Annotated in this window: 18 protein-coding genes; 5 read left to right on the forward strand and 13 right to left on the reverse strand. The window is 62.4% G+C overall.

The genetic code is table 11. The annotated features are described in order from the left end of the window. The 4 genes from KBY85_RS01895 to KBY85_RS01910 all read right to left on the reverse strand — a co-directional run bounded on the left by KBY85_RS01895 (nucleotide 1) and on the right by KBY85_RS01910 (nucleotide 1,644). The gene (locus KBY85_RS01895) at nucleotides 1-390 is read right to left on the reverse strand and encodes a DUF1257 domain-containing protein (protein ID WP_254931227.1); all 390 of its coding nucleotides are present in this window, start codon (nucleotides 388-390) and stop codon (nucleotides 1-3) included. A 23-nt stretch (nucleotides 391-413) separates the two neighbouring features. Beyond that, complete coding sequence (locus KBY85_RS01900) at nucleotides 414-617, reverse strand: DUF2997 domain-containing protein (protein ID WP_254931228.1); 204 nt, start codon at nucleotides 615-617, stop codon at nucleotides 414-416. A gap of 49 nt (nucleotides 618-666) precedes the next feature. After that, nucleotides 667-1,422 (reverse strand): HEAT repeat domain-containing protein, encoded by a 756-nt coding sequence (locus tag KBY85_RS01905; RefSeq protein WP_254931232.1) that lies wholly within the window; start codon nucleotides 1,420-1,422, stop codon nucleotides 667-669. A gap of 96 nt (nucleotides 1,423-1,518) precedes the next feature. Continuing rightward, complete coding sequence (locus tag KBY85_RS01910) at nucleotides 1,519-1,644, reverse strand: hypothetical protein (RefSeq protein ID WP_254931229.1); 126 nt, start codon at nucleotides 1,642-1,644, stop codon at nucleotides 1,519-1,521. A 67-nt stretch (nucleotides 1,645-1,711) separates the two neighbouring features. On the opposite strand from KBY85_RS01910, the gene KBY85_RS01915 reads away from it, so the two are divergent. Next, nucleotides 1,712-2,983, forward strand: a complete 1,272-nt coding sequence (locus tag KBY85_RS01915) for an AmpG family muropeptide MFS transporter (RefSeq protein WP_254959867.1) — start codon at nucleotides 1,712-1,714, stop codon at nucleotides 2,981-2,983. Between the two features lie 12 nt (nucleotides 2,984-2,995). On the opposite strand, the gene rlmN is transcribed toward KBY85_RS01915, so the two are convergent. The 7 genes from rlmN to rpsT all read right to left on the reverse strand — a co-directional run bounded on the left by rlmN (nucleotide 2,996) and on the right by rpsT (nucleotide 15,077). After that, nucleotides 2,996-4,045 (reverse strand): 23S rRNA (adenine(2503)-C(2))-methyltransferase RlmN, encoded by a 1,050-nt coding sequence (rlmN, locus tag KBY85_RS01920; protein ID WP_254959899.1) that lies wholly within the window; start codon nucleotides 4,043-4,045, stop codon nucleotides 2,996-2,998. A gap of 41 nt (nucleotides 4,046-4,086) precedes the next feature. Further along, nucleotides 4,087-4,260 carry a chlorophyll a/b-binding protein gene (locus tag KBY85_RS01925; RefSeq protein ID WP_254959868.1) on the reverse strand — a complete coding sequence of 58 codons (174 nt, stop codon included), beginning with the start codon at nucleotides 4,258-4,260 and terminating at the stop codon, nucleotides 4,087-4,089. Beyond that, the gene (locus KBY85_RS01930) at nucleotides 4,253-8,368 is read right to left on the reverse strand and encodes a DNA-directed RNA polymerase subunit beta' (RefSeq protein ID WP_254959869.1); all 4,116 of its coding nucleotides are present in this window, start codon (nucleotides 8,366-8,368) and stop codon (nucleotides 4,253-4,255) included. The genes KBY85_RS01925 and KBY85_RS01930 overlap by 8 nt, the downstream gene beginning before the upstream one ends. A 70-nt stretch (nucleotides 8,369-8,438) precedes the next feature. Further along, nucleotides 8,439-10,343: a DNA-directed RNA polymerase subunit gamma gene (locus tag KBY85_RS01935; protein ID WP_254959870.1), complete on the reverse strand. Its 1,905-nt coding sequence runs from the start codon at nucleotides 10,341-10,343 to the stop codon at nucleotides 8,439-8,441. An 83-nt stretch (nucleotides 10,344-10,426) separates the two neighbouring features. Next, the gene (gene rpoB, locus KBY85_RS01940) at nucleotides 10,427-13,717 is read right to left on the reverse strand and encodes a DNA-directed RNA polymerase subunit beta (protein WP_254959871.1); all 3,291 of its coding nucleotides are present in this window, start codon (nucleotides 13,715-13,717) and stop codon (nucleotides 10,427-10,429) included. A gap of 212 nt (nucleotides 13,718-13,929) precedes the next feature. After that, nucleotides 13,930-14,751, reverse strand: a complete 822-nt coding sequence (locus tag KBY85_RS01945) for a TatD family hydrolase (RefSeq protein ID WP_254959900.1) — start codon at nucleotides 14,749-14,751, stop codon at nucleotides 13,930-13,932. Nucleotides 14,752-14,768: 17 nt separating this feature from the next. Beyond that, nucleotides 14,769-15,077, reverse strand: a complete 309-nt coding sequence (gene rpsT / locus KBY85_RS01950; RefSeq protein WP_254959872.1) for a 30S ribosomal protein S20 — start codon at nucleotides 15,075-15,077, stop codon at nucleotides 14,769-14,771. A gap of 120 nt (nucleotides 15,078-15,197) precedes the next feature. Here rpsT and hisD point away from each other — a divergent pair, with 120 nt between their 5' ends. Together hisD and KBY85_RS01960 are read left to right on the forward strand one after the other, a co-directional pair. After that, nucleotides 15,198-16,514: a histidinol dehydrogenase gene (gene hisD / locus KBY85_RS01955; protein ID WP_396121798.1), complete on the forward strand. Its 1,317-nt coding sequence runs from the start codon at nucleotides 15,198-15,200 to the stop codon at nucleotides 16,512-16,514. Nucleotides 16,515-16,535: 21 nt separating this feature from the next. Continuing rightward, entirely contained in the window at nucleotides 16,536-16,997 is a 462-nt protein-coding gene (locus KBY85_RS01960; RefSeq protein WP_254959873.1) for a secondary thiamine-phosphate synthase enzyme YjbQ, read from the forward strand. Between the two features lie 3 nt (nucleotides 16,998-17,000). Here KBY85_RS01960 and rpiA read toward each other — a convergent pair whose 3' ends face one another. Together rpiA and KBY85_RS01970 are read right to left on the reverse strand one after the other, a co-directional pair. After that, nucleotides 17,001-17,714 carry a ribose-5-phosphate isomerase RpiA gene (rpiA, locus tag KBY85_RS01965; protein WP_254959874.1) on the reverse strand — a complete coding sequence of 238 codons (714 nt, stop codon included), beginning with the start codon at nucleotides 17,712-17,714 and terminating at the stop codon, nucleotides 17,001-17,003. Between the two features lie 36 nt (nucleotides 17,715-17,750). Then, on the reverse strand, nucleotides 17,751-18,926 hold the full coding sequence (locus tag KBY85_RS01970; protein ID WP_396121799.1) for a trypsin-like peptidase domain-containing protein: 1,176 nt from the start codon (nucleotides 18,924-18,926) through the stop codon (nucleotides 17,751-17,753). Nucleotides 18,927-19,026: 100 nt separating this feature from the next. Between KBY85_RS01970 and KBY85_RS01975 the strand changes: the two genes are divergently transcribed. Both KBY85_RS01975 and KBY85_RS01980 read left to right on the forward strand, forming a co-directional pair. Then, a complete protein-coding gene (locus KBY85_RS01975) occupies nucleotides 19,027-19,305 on the forward strand; it encodes a hypothetical protein (protein WP_254959876.1) in 279 nt (92 codons plus the stop codon). 183 nt (nucleotides 19,306-19,488) lie between these two features. Next, nucleotides 19,489-19,950, forward strand: a complete 462-nt coding sequence (locus KBY85_RS01980; RefSeq protein WP_254959877.1) for a ribosome assembly cofactor RimP — start codon at nucleotides 19,489-19,491, stop codon at nucleotides 19,948-19,950. Nucleotides 19,951-19,964: the final 14 nt, after the last annotated feature.

Below are 19,964 nucleotides of genomic sequence, written 5' to 3' on the forward strand. Positions count from 1 at the left end.
CTAAGCCCAACGGGTAACCACCAATTCAATGCAGCCGTCTTGCTGCTGGGCTTGCTCGCTCACCTGGAAACCCTCCTCAGCCGTGGCGGCCAGAATGCTGCGCAGGGCATATCGCTGATTGAGCTGGGCCAAGAAGCGCTCCACCGGCACGGCCTGATTCCAGAGGTCGAGATCGGTCACCAGCTCATAGCTACCGGTTTCAGGATTGAGGCGAAAACCGATATCAGCGCCATTGGCCTGGGCCACAGCCAGCTGGGCCTCCACGGTTTGGCCGCGATAACCGCGCACCATCAAACTTCCCTGCCTTGGGCCATGGCCCAGATCCTCGAGAGCCTCGAGCAAGGACTGGCGATCACGGAGCTCGGTCTTGATGGTGCTGAAGTGCGACATCGATCTAGGAAGAGGTAATCGGTTCAGGAGAGGGACTGGAACTGGCTTTGCTGCGCCTGTTGCTCGCAGAGAAAGGCCTCAGCCGTTGACCGGCGCTGCTGCACAACTCCAAGCCTGGCCTCAATGCGCTCAGTGAGCTGCTCGCACGCCATGCCATTCAGCCCTTCCACCAGCTCATCGACGCGCCCATCGGGGTGGATTCGATAACGGATGGTGAGCTGTTCCATCCCACGCTGGAAAGGTTCGAAGATGTTAACCAGGAAATCCTGCTCCCGTTCAGCTGAGCAACCCCTCCTCCACCAGGGTCTGCAGACGCTCCAACACCTCCGGCTGCTCGAGCTGCTCAAGGGCCAGCCGGGCCTCATCGCGCACACCCGATTCGAAATCGTTGAGCATGGCGTGCAACAGGGACTCAACCACCAGCTGCTGCCGAGGCTCCACCAGCTCGCCGTAGATGCGACCGAGGGCCCAGGCGCTGTTGCTGCGCACCGCCGGCTCACTGTCGATGCGCATGCTGAGCAACAGCTGGGCCGCAGCTGGATCGGCCTTTGCCGGCCCGGTGCAGCCCGCCTCAGCCAGGGAGCTGGCAGCCCAGAGGCGCACCGCGGAGATATCCACCTGCAGGGAGCGGATTAGGGGATTAAGGATTGGAGCGTCGGGGTAGTTGCCCAGGCTCCAGGCCACGGCCTTGCGCACGTAGCCGTTGTCATCTGAGACCAGCAGGCCCAGCAGGGGCTCAACCGCCTGGGGGCTGGGGTTGCGGCCCAAGGCGTAGACCGCGCTCATCCGCAGGATCGGGCAGCTCTCCGTCAGCAGCGGCAGCAACAGGGGCAGGGCCCGGGGATCACGGTGTTCACAAAAAATGCGCAAACCCTGCAGCCACCGCTCCTGGCTGTCTGCCCCTGCATCGCCCCGCAACAATGCCAAGCCCAGATCGCACTCGGCCGCCACATCACTGGCCGTTGGATCACTGCTATCAAGATCGTCGAGCGGATCACCGCGCAGCTCTTCTGCCAGCTCCTGAGCCAGCATCTCGGGGTCGAGGTACAGCTCCTGGGGACTGCCACCGAAGGGACTCTCCCCACCGGACGGCTGATCGGACTGGGGAGAAACGCTCACAACGTTGAATCAGCCAATCGGGGCGGGGGCCGCCATGTCACCTGGCAACCAGATGCGGGCGCTCACGGCAAACAGGGCCAGACCAAACAACACCACAATCGCGGCCGGCAGCAGGGTGGAGCGAAAAAATTGCACAGCCGAGGCGTTTGCGAGTGCTGGCTTCCATCATCGCCCCTAGGGTTCTCCGAATAACGCCTATGTGATGGCAGATAAGAGTTCCGGCAGCTGGCGGCGTCTAACAGCTGTGACCGCCGAGGGAGTAGCCAGCGGCACCCCGCTGATGGTGGGCAGCAAGTTGCTGCAGGGCTGGCTCACCGCTAGCGGAGTTCCTCTTGCCCTGATCGGCCTGATCCCGCTAGCTGAGCTGCCTTACACCCTCAAGCTTTTCTGGGCACCGCTTTTAGACCGCTGGCCGATCGCCTGGCCCGATCGCCGCCGCGGCTGGCTGCTGCTGATGCAGCTAATCCTGGTGCCTGTGATTGCGGCGATGGCCCTGCTGCAACCCAGCACTAATCCAGCCAGCCTCACCGCCATCGGCATCGCAGCCCTGGTGCTGGCCGTCTGCAGTGCCACCCAGGACATTGCTGTCGACGCATACCGCACCGACCTCCTGCCCGAGGCGGAGCGGGGGCCAGGTGCTGCCGGAGCCACCCTCGGCTACCGGGCCGCCATGCTCGCGGTGGGTGCCGGTGGCTTCCTGCTGGCTGATCGCTTTGGCTGGCCGGCCGCCTTCCTTGCCGCCGCAGCTCTGCTGGCGGCCGTAGTGCCCTTCACCATCTGGGCCCCGGCCCTGCAACCGGTGCAACACCCGGTCACGAGCCTGCGGCAGGCGGTGCTTGGTCCAACGCGGGAGTTCCTGTTCCGGGCGGGACCAAACCGGGCCTGGCAGTTGCTGCTGCTGGTGCTGCTCTACCGCTGGCCCGATGGCCTGCTGAACGCCATGGCCATCCCCTTCCTGAAATTGCAGGGGTTCAGCGATGCCCAGATCGGCTTGGTACAGGGGGGCTGGGCGATTGCCGCCACCATGGCCGGCACCGTGATTGGCGGCGTGCTGTTTGCCCGGATCGGCATGAACCGCTCCCTGTGGCTGTTCGCAATCGCCGGCGTTTGCGGCAACCTCACCTATTGGGCCTTGGCCCAGTTCAATTGGGGCTTCGGCGGGCTGATCGCCGCCGTGAGCCTGGAGAACCTGAGCGGAGGCATGGTGGGCGCGGTGTTTGTGGCGCTGCTGATGAGCCTCTGCAACCCGCGCTTTTCGGCCACCCAGTACGCCCTACTTTCCGGCATCTACGCACTGAGCCGCTCGCTGCTGTCGGCCCCGGCCGGCGTGGTGGCGGGCAACGTGGGCTGGCCCATGTTTTTCCTGGCTACGGCCGCTGCCGCTATACCCGCTTTTCTGCTGATGCTGCAGCTCACCCCCTGGGGGGAACAGGAAGCACGCGGCGCCTTCGATCCCAGCCGCGACGCCACCTGATCAAGCTCCAGCTCACGCCGGCTCCAGGCTGCCCTCGAGCCGGCGACGTAGTTGGCCGCAAGCTGCATCGGCATCGAGACCGCGGCTAGCCCGCACACTGACAGCCACGTGGCGATCGATCAGGGCCTGTCGAAACGCTTCCACTGCGCCAGGGGCCGGACGCTGGAATTCCTCCTCGGCAATTGGGTTGTAAGGGATCAGATTCACATGACTCTGGAAACCACGCAGGAGCCGCGAAAGGGCCTCCGCATGGCGGGGCTGGTCGTTTAGCCCGCCCAGCAGGATGTATTCAAAACTCACCCGCCGGCCGGTGAGTTCAACGTAGTGGCGGCAATCGGCCAGCAACGCCTCCAGGGGATAGGCATGGGACGTGGGGATCAGCTCCTCCCGCAGCTGCTGGTCAGGGGCATGCAGGCTCACCGCCAAGGTGAACTGGGCCCGACCCAGCCGCTCTAGGGCCTGCTCCGCCAAGGTGGGCAGGCTTTTGGGGACCCCCACGGTGCTCACCGTGATCTGGCGCTGGGCCATACCGAGGTCGGTGCAGAGGCAATCGATCGCTGCCAGCACCGCCTCGCTGTTGAGCAGGGGCTCACCCATACCCATAAACACCACGTGGCTGGGGCGCTGGTCCATCACCTCACGCACGCTCAGCACCTGATCAACGATCTCGTGCACCGCCAGGGAGCGCTGCAGCCCCCCTTTCCCGGTGGCGCAAAAGCGACAGGCCATCGGACAGCCCACCTGGCTGCTCACACACACCGTGAGCCTGCCTTCAGCGGGGATGCCCACGGTCTCGAGGCTGAGGCCGTCGTGAGTACCCAGCAATAGTTTTGTGGTGCCATCGCGGGCGACGCTGCGGTGCAGCTCCCTCGAGCGACCGATCCAGTCGGAGGCACCACTGGGGGGCTGGCCGGCCAGCTGGTCCCGGAAAGCCTTTGGCAGCACCGTTACCTGGTCGAGGCTGCGGGCTCCCTTGGCGTAAAGCCAATCGTGCAGCTGACGGCCGCGGAAGGCGGCTTGACCATGGCCAACAGCCCAATGCTCCAGGGCCGGCAAACCCATCCCCAGCAGGGGAGTGGCTAGCGGCGCAGCGGGCGATGTGCTCAAGACCAGATCAGCAAGCCGTGGCCCAGCTTCCACTCCGCCACCAGCAGGGCAATAAAACCGAGCATGGCCATGCGGCCATTGAGCAGCTCGGTGTGGGTGTGGAAGCCAAATCGGGGCAACCGGCGCTGGGGCACCGGCGTGTTCAGGCTGGTGCGGGCGGAATCACTCATCGGTGAGCAGACCCTCTTCCTGTAGGCCCTCGAGGGCAGCGGGATCAGCGATCAGCTCCTCCTCCAGACCCTCCTCAACGGATGGCCTGGTAAAAGCTGCCGTGCCGCTGGCGCTGGCTTCGATGCCATGGCGGCTGCGAGTTGCCTCAAGATCCGCATCGGAGGGATCATCCAGTACGGCCATCGACGCCGCCGGGGCAGGCATCTCGACTGTGTAATCGGGACGCAGGTTCTGCATACGGCGGTAGCCCATGGCCTCCTCTTCGAGGATGTCGGGATGGGGGCCCGCCTCTGCCCGCAGCTCCTCTTCGAAGCCGCTGAAGCCAGTACCAGCAGGGATCAGGCGGCCGATGATCACGTTCTCCTTGAGACCGCGCAGCCAGTCGCTCTTGCCTTCAATCGCCGCCTCAGTCAGCACACGGGTGGTCTCCTGGAAGGAGGCAGCCGAGATGAAGCTGTCGGTGTTGAGCGAAGCCTTGGTGATACCAAGCAGCACCGGTGTGAACTCGGCGGGTGCGCCGCCGGTGATTGCCATGGCGCTATTGACCTGCTCCACTTGACGCAGCTCGATTAGCTCACCGGGCAGCAGGGTGGTGTCCCCGGCATCCTCGATTCGCACCTTGCTGGTCATCTGGCGCACGATCACTTCGATGTGCTTGTCGCTAATAGCAACTCCCTGGCTCTTGTAGACGTTTTGCACCTCCGTGACCATCCGGAACTGCAACTTGGAGATCGCCTCCTGGGCCGCGTCCATGGTGGGCTTGCGGCTGCGCAGATCTTCGAAGAAGCACTCCAGCAACTCGTGGGGATTGATCGGGCCGTCGGTGAGCGATTCACCGGCATGCACCTGCTGGCTATCACTCACCATCACGTTGCGACCCAACAGGATTGGGTACTCGGTGATGGCATCGTCGTGCTCGATAACCGAGACGGTTATCGAGTCATCGTCATCACCCTGCTTGATCTGCACGGTGCCACTCTTGCGGCAGAGAATTGTGGATTCCCGCGGACGGCGGGCCTCCAACAGCTCCTCGATACGGGGCAGACCCTGCACGATGTCGCCTGTCTTTTGACGTTCGAACACCAGCAGGGCTAGGGCGTCACCGCGCTGCACCAACTCGCCATCACGCACGTGCAGCACGGAGTCGGGCGAAACCATGTAGGGGCGACCGAGGCGAATCGTGAGGGTGCTGCCGTTGATGGCCTCCACCTGACCGCAGCAAGGGGCTTCGACCCCTTCCGCCAGCCGGTCCCCATCGACGATGCGCTGCTCAACCCCAACCTCACACTTGGCCGAACCAAGCTCGATGTTGCGGGTGTCGCCATCGCGCTCGACGATCAAACGGCGAATCGGCTCGCCATCGACCAGATCAGGCAGCTGAACCACTCCATCCTCCTTGCAGAGGATTTGGGTGGTGGCCACCACATCACCGCGCTTCACAGCAATGCCGTCTTGCACCTGGAGATCGGTGTGGGTGGAGCCGTGGCTGGCATCGGAGAGGGTGTCGCGACGCACAAGCAGGGTTTCCAAAATCGTGAGCTGCAGGCGCTCAATCGTCTTAGCCCGCTTGTCAGACACCGCCTCCACATCCACCGTCATCTGGGGAGTGGTGTCGATGGTTTCCAGAATCAGCTGGGTGCGCAACAGCTCCACTCCATCAACGCTCTTGATCAGCTCGCCATCCTTAAAGGCCAGGCGTTGGGTGGCCTTGAGATTCAAAGAGGGGCCGCCAGACTGCTTAACCGCGCCCAATTCGGGAAGGTGGGCAGCATCTGGGATGGCGTACTCCTCAACGGGACGCAGCAGCAGGGCCCCACCGTCGGGGGTTTCAACTGACTCAACAAACAGAATCGCCTCTGCCTTAAGACCCTTGGCGATCTCCTCGCCAGGGGTAACCATCTTGCCGTCAGCAAATTTGCTGATGGTTTTGCTATCGGAAACCAGGTGCAGAGTGCCTGAGCGCACAATGATTTCCCGAAGAATGTCGTTCTTCTGGGTCACCGTGACGATGCCTGCGGTCTGGCTGAAGATGTCCTTCACTACCTCGGTGCCGGCCTCAATCCACTGGCCGTCCTCAATCATCAACAGGGAAATATCCTTGTTGATCTCGTGGGTTTCCTGGGGGATCCACAGCAGGGTTCCGCCCTTGCTCACCTCGTAGCCGTTCTTGGCGCTACGGGCTTTCTTGATCGAAAGGCCAGGGGCAAACTTGACGGTGCCTCCGGTCTGGGTGCGGAAGCGGTCGTCAGCGAGCTCCGCGATCACCTCACCGTTAGCGATCTTGCTGCCCGGGGCGGTATTGAGGCGGTAGCGGATGTTGTCCTTGCCCTCGAGGTGCCAGATCTCGCCGGAGTGGGTGGATTCACCAACCAACTTGCAGTCTTTGAGGGTGAGACTGGAGGTAACAATTTGTACCTCGCGGGAGTCACCGGCGCTGTCGCGCAGGCGCACGGCGCCGCCGTACTCGCTCACCAAGCGGCTTTCGGCCAGCACTTCCCCGGTGGTGACGGGCTTGTTGCCGCCGACCACGGGCAGGGCATTGGGGGGCAGGTTGTAAACGTCTCCGCTGAACACCCACATCCGGCCCAGGCGCTGGGCCTTGAGGGTGATGTTGCCCTGGCGGTCGGTGACCTCCTTGGGCTGGATCGCATCCTCGTAACGAACCTGACCGGCCAGGTCGCAAATCACGTCCTTGGTGGCCTTCTCAATACTCTTTTTAACCGTCACGCCAGCAGCGATCTGGGCCAGGATCGTATCTCCGGGCACGGTGTCGCCATCAGCGACAAACAGGATCGAGCCGCTAATAATATCGAGCTTTTGCAGCTTGCCCTTACCCGTGGGCTTAACGCTGAGGGTGAAGTCTGTTTCGGCTAGCTGGGCCTCCACACCGTGGGGGGTGCGGAAGGGGCGCACCCGAGCCTTGGGCCCGAATTCGACCGTGCCATCTACTAATGAGCGCACCACGCCGGATTCGGCCGTGGACACACCACCGGTGTGGAAGGTCCGCATCGTCAGCTGGGTGCCGGGTTCACCGATCGACTGGGCAGCGACGATGCCGACGGCTTCGCCCAGATCAACCAGCTGGTTGTGGGCTAGGGCCCAGCCATAGCACTTACGGCACACCGAGCGGGAGGCCTCGCAGGTAAGCGGCGAACGCACCTTCACCGTTTTCACACCACCTGCCTCGATCCGGCGCGCCAGGATCGGATCGATCTCACCGTCGCGATCAACAATGATTTCGCCGTCCTCTGCCACCACGGGCTCGGCTGCTAAGCGGCCGATCAACCTGGAACCAAACCTGCCTTTCTCATCAGAATCGATCGGAATGCTGCGGGTTGTACCGCAGTCGTCTTCCCGCACGATCACGTCCTGGGCTACGTCTACCAAGCGACGGGTGAGGTAGCCGGAGTCTGCTGTACGCAGGGCGGTGTCCACCAAACCCTTGCGGGCGCCGTAGGAGGAGATCACGTATTCGGTGACCGTCAGACCCTCACGGAAGTTGGTGCGAATCGGCAAGTCAATGATTTCCCCCTGGGGGTTGGCCATCAAGCCGCGCATGCCCACTAGCTGGCGCACCTGGGACATATTGCCCCGGGCGCCGGAGTTGGCCATCATCCAAACCGAATTGAGTGGATCGTTCTCGTTGAAGTTGCGGCGAACCGCAGCCACGAGCCGTTCGTTGGTTTCGGTCCAGGTGTCGATCACCTTGGTGTGACGTTCAACCTCGGTGATCTCACCAAGTCGGTAGCGCTCTTCGGTTTCAGTGATCTGCTCCTCGGCTTCAGCCAGCAGGGCAGCTTTGTCACCAGGAATGCGCAGGTCGTCGACGGAGATCGAAACGGCGGCTTGGGTGGCGTAGTGGAAGCCGAGATCCTTGAGCTCATCAGCCAGTGAGGCCGTAGCAGCCGTGCCGTGGTGCTTGTAGGCCCAAGCGACCAGATTGCGCAGCGCCTTCTTGTCGATGATGCGGTTGCGGAAGGGTGGCGCCTGCTTGCTAAGCGCCTTGCTCGCCTTTAATGCTGCAGCAGCAGCAATTTCGAGAGCGGCTGCCTCGGCGGCCTTCTTGGCGCTCTTCTTGGTGGTTTTCTTAGCGGGTGTGGCTGTCATGGCTGCGCGCAGTTGATAGGCGTAAGAGGAAGGAAAACGGAAACCCGGAACCTTGAATCCGGAACGGCCGTCAGGTCGCAGCCACGGCGTCGATGATCGTGTGGTTGATCACGACGCGACCCACGGTGGTGAGCAGGTAGCGGCTAATAAGGGCACCATCTTCATCAAAGCGATCGCGACGGAACAGCCACTGCTCGATGCGAGTGCCATCGCTGAGCGTTTCTTCTTTTTGGGGCTGCTTGTCCTCGTCGTCGTTCTCCACCTCGCCGTTGAAACGCACCCAGATCCAATCGTGGAGGTGAAGATGCTTCTCCTCATAGGCATCGATCACATCGTCGAGGTTGGCGAAGGTCTTGGCCCGGTCGCCAAATTCAGGCTTGATGGCTCCAGGCTTTTCGGCCGTGAGGTAGTAAGCGCCAAGAACCATGTCCTGGGAAGGGGTGATGATCGGCTCGCCAGTGGCAGGCGAAAGGATGTTGTTGCTAGCCAACATCAACATGCGGGCCTCAGTTTGAGCTTCGATCGCCAGCGGCACGTGCACGGCCATCTGGTCACCGTCAAAGTCGGCGTTAAAGGCCGGACATACCAGTGGGTGCAGCTGGATGGCGCGACCATCAACAAGTTTCGGCTCAAAGGCCTGGATGCCAAGACGGTGCAGGGTCGGAGCTCGGTTCAGCAGGATCGGGTGACCTTCGATCACCTCCTGAAGCACCTGCATCACTTCATCGTCGGCGCGCTGAATCAACTTCTTAGCGGCCTTGATGTTGTTGACGATGTTCTGGCGGATCAGGCGATGAATCACGAACGGCTGGAACAACTCGATCGCCATCTCCTTAGGCAGGCCGCACTGGTGCATCTTCAGCTTCGGACCCACCACGATCACGGAACGACCGGAGTAGTCGACCCGCTTACCAAGCAGGTTTTGACGGAAGCGACCCTGCTTGCCCTCGATGATGTCGCTCAGCGACTTCAGAGCTCGGTTGTTGGCCCCCACCACGGTGCGACCACGGCGGCCGTTGTCGATTAGAGCGTCTACCGCCTCCTGCAGCATCCGCTTCTCATTGCGAACGATGATTTCAGGAGCCAGGATCTCCTGCAAACGGGCCAACCGGTTATTCCGGTTGATGACGCGGCGGTAGAGATCGTTGAGGTCTGAGGTGGCGAAGCGGCCGCCATCAAGCTGCACCATCGGGCGCAGGTCGGGCGGAATCACCGGGATCACATCGAGCACCATCCAGTCGGGACGGGCACCGGTGGCGATGAAGTTGTCGATCACGCGCAGGCGCTTGATTAGCTTGGCACGCTTTTGCCCCTTGCTGGCCTCAATGTCCCCACGCAGCTGCTCGGCGGTCTCGTTGAGTTCAAGATCTTCCAGCAGTTGCTTCAAGGCCTCGGCGCCGATGCCCACTACGGGCTCATTCTCAATATCCGAATCCTCGGCATAGATCTGGTCCTCGATCTCCAGCCACTCATCTTCCGTAAGAAGTTGCTTGTAGGTGAGGTCCTTGTGGTCGCCCGGATCGAGCACCACGTAGCAGTTGAAGTAAACAATCTGCTCCACATCCCGCAGGGGCATGTCGAGCAGGATCGCTACATAGCTGGGAATGCCCTTGAGATACCAAACGTGGGATACGGGGGCAGCCAGCTTGATGAAACCCATGCGGTGACGGCGCACCCGGCTCTCCGTCACCTCCACACCACAGCGCTCGCAGACGATGCCGCGGTGGCGCACCCTTTTGTACTTGCCGCAGTGGCACTCCCAGTCCTTGGACGGGCCAAAGATCTTCTCGCAGAAGAGCCCGTCCATCTCGGGCTTCAGCGTGCGGTAGTTGATGGTTTCGGGCTTGGTTACCTCACCCACCACTTGACCGTTGGGCAGCGTGCGCTGCCCCCACTGCATGATCCGCTCCGGCGACGCCAAGGTGATCTTGACGTAGTCGAAGTGGTTTTCGGTGCGGAGGTTGCTGTTGGACATCGGCTTGCAGCTCGCGGAGATCGAGAAAGGAATGGGAGGCACGGCTTCGCCCGCTGGAGGAGCGATCCGCGATCAATCAGCGATCAGTCGTCGTCATAGTCCGCGACGCCGAGGGATTCGTAGGTGGGGCGGCTAGGGGTACTGCGGCGGGGGTTGACGTCCTGCATCAGATCCACTTCTTCGCCGGCGGCGGTATAGACGGCGATGTCTAGACCCAGCGACTGAAGCTCGCGCATCAGCACCTTGAACGACTCCGGCGTGCCAGGGCGGGGAATCGGCTTGCCTTTAACGATGGCGTTGAGGGCCTCGTTGCGGCCCTGCATGTCATCGGACTTGACGGTGAGCAGTTCCTGCAGGGTGTAGGCGGCGCCATAGGCCTCAAGAGCCCAGACCTCCATCTCACCGAGACGCTGGCCGCCCTGCTGGGCCTTGCCGCCCAAAGGCTGCTGGGTAACCAGGGAGTAGGGGCCGGTAGAGCGGGCGTGGATCTTGTCGTCCACCAGGTGAACCAGCTTGAGAATGTGGGCGTACCCAACAGTCACGGGCTGGTCAAAAGGCTCACCGCTGCGGCCGTCGATCAACTGAATCTTGCCTGGGTTATCGGGGTTGTAGACCCATTCCTTGCCGGGCAATTTGGCGGCTTCCTCGAGGTAAGCCTGCACGGTCTGTTTCGACTTTTCAGCGCCGTGCATCTCGTCAAATGGCACCACCTTGACTCGGCAGTCGAGGTGGGAAGACGCCCAACCCATCAGGCACTCGAACACCTGGCCCACGTTCATGCGGCTCGGTACCCCTAGGGGGTTGAGCACGATATCGATGGGGGTGCCATCGGGCAGGTAAGGCATGTCCTGCTGGGGCAGGATCCGGCTGATGATGCCTTTGTTGCCGTGGCGGCCGGCCATCTTGTCGCCAACCTGAATCTTGCGACGCTGGGCCACATAGACCCGCACAACCATGTTGGCGCCGGGCGGCAGTTCGTCGCCCTGCTCGCGGGTGTAGATGCGCACGTCCACAACCCGACCCCTTTCAGTGCCGGGCACTCGCAGGGAGTTGTCACGGACGTCGCGGGCCTTCTCGCCGAAGATCGCGCGCAGCAGCTTCTCCTCTGGGGGTTGGTCGGATTCACCCTTGGGGGTCACCTTGCCCACCAAGATGTCGCCGCTTTCGACGTAGGCGCCGATGCGGATAATTCCCATCTCGTCGAGGTGGCCCAGGCTCTCCTCGGCCACATTAGGAATTTCTCGCGTGATCTCCTCAGGCCCAAGCTTGGTTTGACGGGCTTCGATCTCGTACTTCTCGATGTGAACCGAGGTGTATAGATCGTCATGCACTAGACGATCGCTCAGCAGGATCGCGTCCTCATAGTTGTAGCCCTCCCAGGGCATGTAGGCGATCAGCACGTTTTGCCCCAGGGCGATCTCGCCGCCCTCGCAGGCAGAACCATCGGCCAGCACTTGACCGGCAATCACCGGATCGCCCTGGCGGACGATCGGACGCTGGTTGAGGCAGGTGTCCTGGTTGGAGCGCTGGTACTTCTGTAGGTGGTGCACATGGTCGGTGCCCTGCTCATCGCGAATCACGATGGCTGTGGCATCGACAAAAGTGACCGTGCCATTGACCCGGGTGATCGGCACCATGCCGGAGTCGCGGGCCACCTGGGTTTCCAGACCGGTACCCACCAAGGGGCGCTCTGGCCGCAGCAGAGGCACGGCCTGGCGCTGCATGTTCGAACCCATTAGGGCCCGGTTGGCGTCGTCATGCTCCAGGAAGGGGATCAAGGAGGTAGCCACCGAGATCACCTGCACCGGCGAGAGCTGGACGTAATCGACCTGCTCAGGGGGCACCTTCTCAAAGTCCTGGCGGTAGCGCACAGGCACCAGATCTGCGGTGATGTAGCCATCGGAATTGGTGGGCACGTCGCCAGGGGCTACGCGGCACTCGTCCTCGAGATCAGCAGAAATGTAGATGGGATCACCGCTCTTGTGAACGATGCCCTCTTCCACCCTCCAGAACGGCGTCTCGATGAAGCCGTACTCATTGACTCGGGCGTGGGTAGCCAGGGAGCCAATCAAGCCTGCATTTGGTCCTTCCGGTGTCTCGATCGGGCAGATGCGCCCGTAGTGGGACGGGTGGATGTCGCGAACCGCAAAGCCGGCCCGTTCGCGGGTCAAACCACCTGGGCCCAAGGCGCTGATCCGGCGCTTGTGGGTTAGCTCCGCCAGCGGGTTGGTCTGGTCCATGAACTGACTCAGCTGGCTGGAGCCAAAGAACTCCTTGATCGCCGCCACTAGGGGCTTGGGGTTCACCAGCTGGGCAGGGGTAAGCGATTCGGTTTCACCGACCGTCATGCGCTCTTTGATGATGCGCTCGAGCCGGTTGAGACCGACCCGCACCTGGTTTTGCAGCAGCTCTCCCACTGAGCGCACCCGGCGATTGCCGAGGTGGTCGATGTCATCGAGGCTGGCGCCGCCCACATCGAGCTCGAGATTGATTAAGTAGTCGATGGTGCTGAGCACGTCCTCAGGGGTGAGGGTGCGCACCGCATCGGGGATGGTGAGGCGCAGCTTTTTATTGATCTTGTAACGACCGACGCGACCTAGGTCGTAGCGCTTGGCATCGAAGAAGCGGCTGTGCAGCAGGGTCTGGCCGCCGCTGACAGAGGGAGGCTCACCTGGACGCAGTTTTTTGTAGAGCTCAAGCAGAGCTTGATCTTCGGAAGAAATGCCCTCGTCGTTGGCCGACTCGATCGACTTCTGGTAATACTCGGGATGGCGAAGTTTATCGAGCACGTCGTTGTCAGACAGGCCGATAGCCCGCATTAACACGTGGGCGTTGATCTTGCGCGTCTTGTCGACACGAACGTGCAGCAGGTCGTTTTTATCAGTTTCAAACTTCAACCAGGCACCGCGGTTGGGGATCAGGCTGGCGTTGAAGGTTTTACGGCCGTTTTTATCCTGCTCGTCCTTGAAATAGACGCCAGGTGAGCGCACGATCTGGTTGACGATCACCCGCTCGGCACCGTTGATGATGAAGGTGCCTCGCTCGGTCATCAAGGGCAGCTCGCCAATGAAAACCTCTTGCTCCTTGATCTCCCCTGTCTCCTTATTAACCAGGCGACAGGTGACATACATCTGGGATGCAAAGGTCGCGTCACGACGCTTTGCTTCTTCAACGTCGTGACGCGGGCGCTTCAGGCGGTACTCGCTACCGATGAAGTGCAGCTCAAGCTTGCCGGTGTAGTCAGTAATCGGCGAAAAGCTCTCGAGCTCTTCGATCAGGCCCTTCTCCAGGAACCATTTGAAGCTCGCGCGCTGCACCTCCACCAAATCGGGGAGGTAAGTGGCGGTCTTGGCGACCTGGATCGCGCTGCTCATGCGGTGAACCTGCAGGAACGGGTGGATAAGGAGTGGGCAGTGGAACGCATCTGATGTCGCTCACCGCTGACTTGAATGCTCCGCAACCGACCACACAAACAGCCGCTCCCCTCGTAGGGAACGGCTGCCCGCGGGGGCATGCTTAACGGGGTCGCTTCAAGAATGCAGACGTCGACAACAAGCAGCGCTTCCGCTTCCACACCAATAAAACATCATACATTGTGAAGCGGCAGTCCGAACAGCCTTGCCGCGTTGGAACTGCTGGTATGAGCCACTTCTGTGAGGGTTTGCCCACGCAAATCAGCGACCCGGGCTGCTACCGCCGCCACAAAAGCCGGTTCGTTGCGCTTGCCGCGGCGGGGCACCGGCGCCAAGAAGGGGCAATCGGTCTCCACTAGGTAGCGATCGGCAGGCACCTGGCGGGCGCAGGCATGGGTGGCTTCCGCCTTGGGGAAAGTCACCGTGCCGCTAAAGCTGATGAAGAAACCGAGCTCTAAGAAACCAGCCATCTCTCCAGGATCTCCGCCCCAGCAATGCATCACCCCGCTAGGGCAGCCACCTAGGGAGGCCCGTTGCCTCAGCAAGGTCAACATCGGCTCGGCAGCGTCGCGGCAATGGACGATCACAGGCAGGTCTAGCTCCACTGCCAAATCAAGCTGGGGCTCGAGCATGGCCAGTTGGGCAGCCAGATTCTGCTCACGGAACAGATCGAGGCCGAGTTCTCCGATCGCCACAACCCGGCTATCAGCCTGGGCGGCTTGACGCAAAATCTCTGGCGTGTCGGGCTGCCAATGCTCGGTATCGAGCGGATGGACCCCTACGGAATAGCGCAACTCTTCAAAACGATCTGCCAAGGCGCGAATCGCTGGAATTTCCCCAGGCTCAACGCAGGCATGCACCAGGGAACGAACTCCAGCATCACGCCAGCGCTGGGCCACTTCCTCCAGATCGTCGTCGAAATTGCGAAAAACGATGTGGCAGTGGCTGTCAACCAAAACGGGCAAACCCGATTCGATCGATGCTGGCGAGGCAATCACGGACGGGACCTGGTTCAGGCTTGGGCGGCTGCGGCCGGCGCGGTCACCTGCTTCACAGCAGCACTGATGCGCGACTTCTGGTTGGCTCCGGTGTTGCGGTGAAGCACACCCACCTTCACAGCCTTATCAATCTTGCTGAAAGCTGCGTTCATAGTGGTTTGAACAACCGTCTTGGCGTCTTCACCAGGGGTCTGGGAGTAGGCGCTGCAAGCGGTGAAGCAGCGCTTCATCAAGGTGCGCAGGGCCGACTTGTAGGTGCGGTTGCGAAGACGGTTGCGCTCAGCAACCTCAATGCGCTTCTTCGATGAGGTGTTATTGGCCACAGGCGGACGGACGCTTGATCAGAGAAGGTAGATCCTACCGCCAGGCCCTCCTAAGAACCCTCACCGCCTGCAAGAGCTGTGCCGGCCTAACTTGACAATCTTGTAACCCTGAGCCTTTCCGTGGTCGCAACGCCTGTTGCCCTATCGATCAGCTGCCTGCGCGATGACGGTTCAAACGCCACCGCTGATCGACTGGCAACCATCGCCGAACGCACCAGTGGCGGGCGCCTGCGCGAGGAGATGGTTCGGGTCGAGGAGATCCTCTCCAGGGTGCAAGCGGAAGGCGATGCCGCCCTGATGGAGCTCACCGAACGCTTTGATGGCGTGCGCCCCGATCCCCTGCGGATTCCGCCACAGCGGCTGGCTGACGCCTGGCAAGCCACACCGGAATCCCTTAAGGACGCCCTGCGCCTGGCGCACCAGCGAATCCTCGCTTTCCACCAGCTTCAACTGCCGGCCGACCTGGCCGTCACCGGTCCCCATGGCGAACTGTTGGGCCGGCGCTGGCGGCCGGTGCAGAGGGCCGGCCTTTACGTGCCTGGGGGACGGGCTTCGTACCCCAGCACCGTGCTGATGAATGCGGTGCCGGCGCGGGTAGCCGGGGTGCAGCGGCTCGTAATGGTGACGCCCCCAGGCCCCGGCGGCGAACCCCATGAAACCGTGCTGGCGGCCGCCCACCTGGCCGGGGTCGAGGAGGTGTATCGGGTTGGGGGCGCCCAGGCGATCGGCGCCCTTGCCTTCGGTACCGCCACCATTCCCCGGGTAGACGTGATCAGCGGCCCTGGCAACCTCTACGTAACCCTGGCCAAAAAAGCGGTCTACGGCCGCGTGGCAATCGATTCGCTGGCCGGCCCCAGTGAGGTGCTGGTGATCGCCGACCACAGCGCCAGGGCAGACCAAGTAGCCGCCGACCTGCTGGCCCAGGCCGAGCACGACCCCCTAGCCGCCGCCATCCTGCTGACCACCAGCCCGGAGCTGGCCGCCGCCATGCCAGCAGCCCTGGAGGACCAACTTGAAAACCACCCCAGGGCTGAAATCACCCGCACCGCCCTCAACGACTGGGGGCTAATCGTGCTCTGCGACAGCCTTGGCCGCGCCGCCCAACTCAGCGATTGCTTCGCCCCCGAACATCTGGAGCTGCTGGTGCAAGACCCCGAAAGCCTGGCCGAACAGATCAAGCACGCGGGCGCCATCTTTATGGGTCCGTACACCCCAGAGGCCGTCGGCGACTACCTAGCCGGCCCCAACCACACCCTGCCGACCGCCGGCACGGCTCGCTTCGCCGGGGCCCTGAGTGTGGAGACCTTTATGCGCCACACCAGCCTGATCCGCTTTAACCGGGAGGCCCTGGAGGCCACCGGGCCTGCTGTGATCACCCTGGCCGAAAGCGAGGGGCTGCACAGTCACGCCGAGTCGGTCAGGCGCAGGCTGAACTGAGATGGGGGACTTTGCCTCGCCATGGTGACGTTTCACTCCACCCGGCTGGAACGCACCACCACGGCCAACTTCAGCTGCCACGACATCAGCGCCGACCTGCAGGATTTCGTGGATGCCACCGGAATTAGGAACGGTCTGCTGGTGGCCGCCGGCCAGCACACCACCACCGCCCTGGTCGTGAACGAGGCCGAGGAACGGTTGCTGGGCGACATCCAGCGCCACTTCCTGGCCCTGACGCCCCCCGACCGGGCCTACGCCCATAACGACCTGCATCTGCGGCCGGGGATTCCCGCCGATGAGCCGCGCAACGCCCATGCCCACCTGATCGCCCTGAAGCTGGGCAATCACCTCACCCTGCCGGTAGTGGACGGCCGCTTGGGCCTGGGCCGCTACCAGGCCGTGCTGCTGGTGGAATTGGATGGCCCCCGTCAGCGCCAGGTGCTGCTGCAGCTGTGCGGAGACGGAAGCGCGGTTGGGGGCTGAGCCTCAGCGCTTAACCAGATCCCGCACCCGGGGCTCTCCATCCACGATTTCACCGACCAGCACCTGTTCGGTGATGTTCACGAACAGGCCGTTCTCCAGCACGCCCGGCAGGTTGTTGATCGCCGGCTCCAGTCCCGCAGGATCGCTGATGCCAGCTGCGAATTTCACATCCAGCACGAGATTGCCCTGGTCGGTCACCACCGGACCAGCCTTCTTGACTGCCATGCGCAACTGGGCATCGCCACCCATCACGGCTAGCTGGGCTTGCACCTGACGCCAGGCACCGGGGAGCACCTCCACCGGCAGTAGGAAGCCGAGGTTGAGGGTGTCCACCAGTTTGGTGGAATCCACCACCACCACAAAGCGCTCGGCCCGCACTGCTACCAATTTCTCCTGAACGTGGCAGGCACCACCGCCCTTGATCAACTGAAAAGCGGGATCCACCTCATCTGCGCCATCGATTGCAAGATCGATACGCTCAATCGCATTAAGGCTCTTGAGCGGAATGCCGAGCTCAACTGCCAGCACCTCGCCTTGGAAGGAGGTGGTGACACCCACCACATCGCTGAGTTCACCGCTCTTGAGCTTGGCGCCTAGGGCCTGAATCATTAGGGCTGCGGTGGAGCCGGAACCCAGGCCGACCACCATGCCGCTCTGGATCTGCTCAGTGGCCGCAGCAGCCACTGCCTGCTTCATCCGGTCCTGCAGATCCGACATCAAATATTCCTGAATCGGCCGCGACCGTAGCAGTGCTCAACCGGAGTGGGGTAAGGCCGCCGGCTTGATCATCAGGCTGAGTTCCCGTTGACCCCGAACCACCGTGAGCGCCAGGGGCTCGCCAACGCTGCTGCGCTCAACACGCTCCAGCAGGCTCGCCGGATCGGGCACTGGCTGGTCTGCCACAGCCACCACCAGGTCACCGCGGCGCAGGCCAGCCGTTTCCGCTGGACTAGCGGGCAGCACCCTTTGCACTAGGGCACCATCCCGCTCTGGCAGCTGCAACAGAGCCTCGGGATCACGATTGTTGTCCCGGGCGCGGCGAGCAGTGAGCGGCACCAACTGCAAGCCCAGATAGGGGTGAATTACCTGGCCGCCGCTGCTGAGCTGGCTGGCCACACCTCGGGCCAAATTAATCGGTATCGCAAATCCCAATCCTGCGCCTGGTCCAGAGCGCACCAGGGTGTTGATACCGATCACCTCGCCACTGGCGTTGATCAGCGGACCACCGGAATTGCCTGGATTGATGGCCGCATCGGTTTGGATCAGATCGAGCCGCTTGTCGGAGAAGCCCAGGCTGTTGATATTGCGGTGCAGGCTCGAAACGATGCCCAGGGTCACGGTGCGTTCGAGCCCATAGGGGCTGCCCATGGCAATGGCCCAATCGCCCACCTCCAGGGCCTCGGAGTCGCCCAGGCGGGCGGAGCGCAAATCCCGCGCGCCGGAGATTTTGACCACGGCCAGATCGGTCACCGAATCTGCGCCCACCACCGCACCGTCCACATGGCGACCATCGGCCAAGGTGACCTCAACGCTGTCGACCTGATCGACCACGTGGGCGTTAGTGAGTACCAGGCCCTTGACTGCATCGATTACGACGCCAGACCCCTGCCCCCGCTCTCGCATGCTGCCGGAGGGATCGCCGAATAGATCGCGCAGCAAAGGATCGAGCAGGGCGGGATCAAAGGCTTGGCGAGCCACCTCGCGCTCGGTGTCGATCCGCACCACCGCTGGCGCCACGGCCCGAGCTGCCTCGGCCACAAAGCTGTGGGGAATGGCCTGCCCAATGGGATCGACCCCAGGCTCCAGAGCTAGGGCAGCAGCGCTGAAAGATCCAAGTCCCAGGGCTAGGCCGAGGCCGACCGTCCAAACCAGCCTGACGAAGGACAAGCTCGCCCCCACAACCCACTTCATCGACGCTCTTTGACGCATGGCTATGAGGCTAGGGAGCCCATCAAGCCGGCAGGGATTGGGGATAGGGGCAGGAAGGCGGTTGTAACGACCTAAATTGAATCCAGATCGCACAGCAGCTATGGCAGCCATTCCCCCCGGCACGCGTCAGCGATGCAGCCTTTGCCAGGTGGAAATCCAGGGCATGGTTGGCGGCAACGACCTAGTGCACTTCAGCCAGGGAGGCCCGGGCACCCGGGCAAAGCTCTGGGCACGGGTATGCCAATACCTGCGCACCGGCGAACAGCAAGCACAGTGCCTGAATCAGGACGCCAGCCAAAGGGGCACCGTCCAACAAAGCGATTACTTCGCCGAAGCCCCGATCATCGAAATACCTCCGGCGGCGGCTCCTGGCCCGTGAGCCGTCCATCCCCTAGGGTTATCGCTTGCCCGGCGGGCGTACCCTCTAATCACGGTTTGGCGCCTCGCTGAGCATTCAGCGCTTCGCTAAAAGTTCAGTTTTTTGCTGAACAGCTGTGGTTTGTAGGGCAGTTTTAGTACTGCACAAGCCGGCGGGCCACCTGCCCCCAGCTTCCCCGCCCCATTGCCCCACCCTCTCCTGCCAGACCTGGAGCGCCTAGCCCAAGCGGCTGTGGTGGCTACTGGCTTTGAGCTCAAAGGAGTGCATGTCTTCACCCATCGCATCCCCATGACGGTGCAGGTGCTGGTGCAGCGGGCTGATGGCAGTGACATCAACCTGGATGAGTGCGCTTCCCTTAGTGCACCGCTGGCCGAGGCGATCGAGGCAGCTGAGCTGCTTGGTGATGCTTATGTGCTGGAGGTCAGCAGTCCTGGCGTCAGCGACGACCTGCGCGACGATCGTGATTTCCGCTCATTTCGCGGATTTCCTGTTGTCGTGCTCTGCCGTGACAACCAAGGGCGCGAAGGGCTCCTCCTAGAGCGCGATGCGACGGATGTTCACATCAACATCCGCGGCCGCACTCAGCGCATCCCCCGAGACTCCGTGATCAGCGTCTGCCTGGTCACCCCATCCGAGTCCGACTGACCTTTCCCTGACCA

Source organism: Cyanobium sp. BA5m-10, assembly GCF_024346255.1.
GTDB lineage: Bacteria > Cyanobacteriota > Cyanobacteriia > PCC-6307 > Cyanobiaceae > Cyanobium_A > Cyanobium_A usitatum.

Excerpts from the sequence above, each read along its gene's own strand:
- KBY85_RS01960 (WP_254959873.1), top strand. The coding sequence starts at position 16,536 with ATGGTGACGTTTCACTCCACCCGGCTGGAACGCACCACCACGGCCAAC.
- rpiA (WP_254959874.1), bottom strand. The coding sequence starts at position 17,714 with ATGTCGGATCTGCAGGACCGGATGAAGCAGGCAGTGGCTGCTGCGGCC.
- KBY85_RS01895 (WP_254931227.1), bottom strand. The coding sequence starts at position 390 with ATGTCGCACTTCAGCACCATCAAGACCGAGCTCCGTGATCGCCAGTCC.
- KBY85_RS01900 (WP_254931228.1), bottom strand. The coding sequence starts at position 617 with ATGGAACAGCTCACCATCCGTTATCGAATCCACCCCGATGGGCGCGTC.
- KBY85_RS01975 (WP_254959876.1), top strand. The coding sequence starts at position 19,027 with ATGGCAGCCATTCCCCCCGGCACGCGTCAGCGATGCAGCCTTTGCCAG.
- rpoB (WP_254959871.1), bottom strand. The coding sequence starts at position 13,717 with ATGAGCAGCGCGATCCAGGTCGCCAAGACCGCCACTTACCTCCCCGAT.
- KBY85_RS01925 (WP_254959868.1), bottom strand. The coding sequence starts at position 4,260 with ATGAGTGATTCCGCCCGCACCAGCCTGAACACGCCGGTGCCCCAGCGC.
- KBY85_RS01930 (WP_254959869.1), bottom strand. The coding sequence starts at position 8,368 with ATGACAGCCACACCCGCTAAGAAAACCACCAAGAAGAGCGCCAAGAAG.
- KBY85_RS01905 (WP_254931232.1), bottom strand. The coding sequence starts at position 1,422 with ATGCTGGCTCAGGAGCTGGCAGAAGAGCTGCGCGGTGATCCGCTCGAC.
- rlmN (WP_254959899.1), bottom strand. The coding sequence starts at position 4,045 with ATGGGTTTGCCGGCCCTGGAGCATTGGGCTGTTGGCCATGGTCAAGCC.
- KBY85_RS01970 (WP_396121799.1), bottom strand. The coding sequence starts at position 18,926 with ATGCGTCAAAGAGCGTCGATGAAGTGGGTTGTGGGGGCGAGCTTGTCC.
- KBY85_RS01935 (WP_254959870.1), bottom strand. The coding sequence starts at position 10,343 with ATGTCCAACAGCAACCTCCGCACCGAAAACCACTTCGACTACGTCAAG.
- KBY85_RS01915 (WP_254959867.1), top strand. The coding sequence starts at position 1,712 with ATGGCAGATAAGAGTTCCGGCAGCTGGCGGCGTCTAACAGCTGTGACC.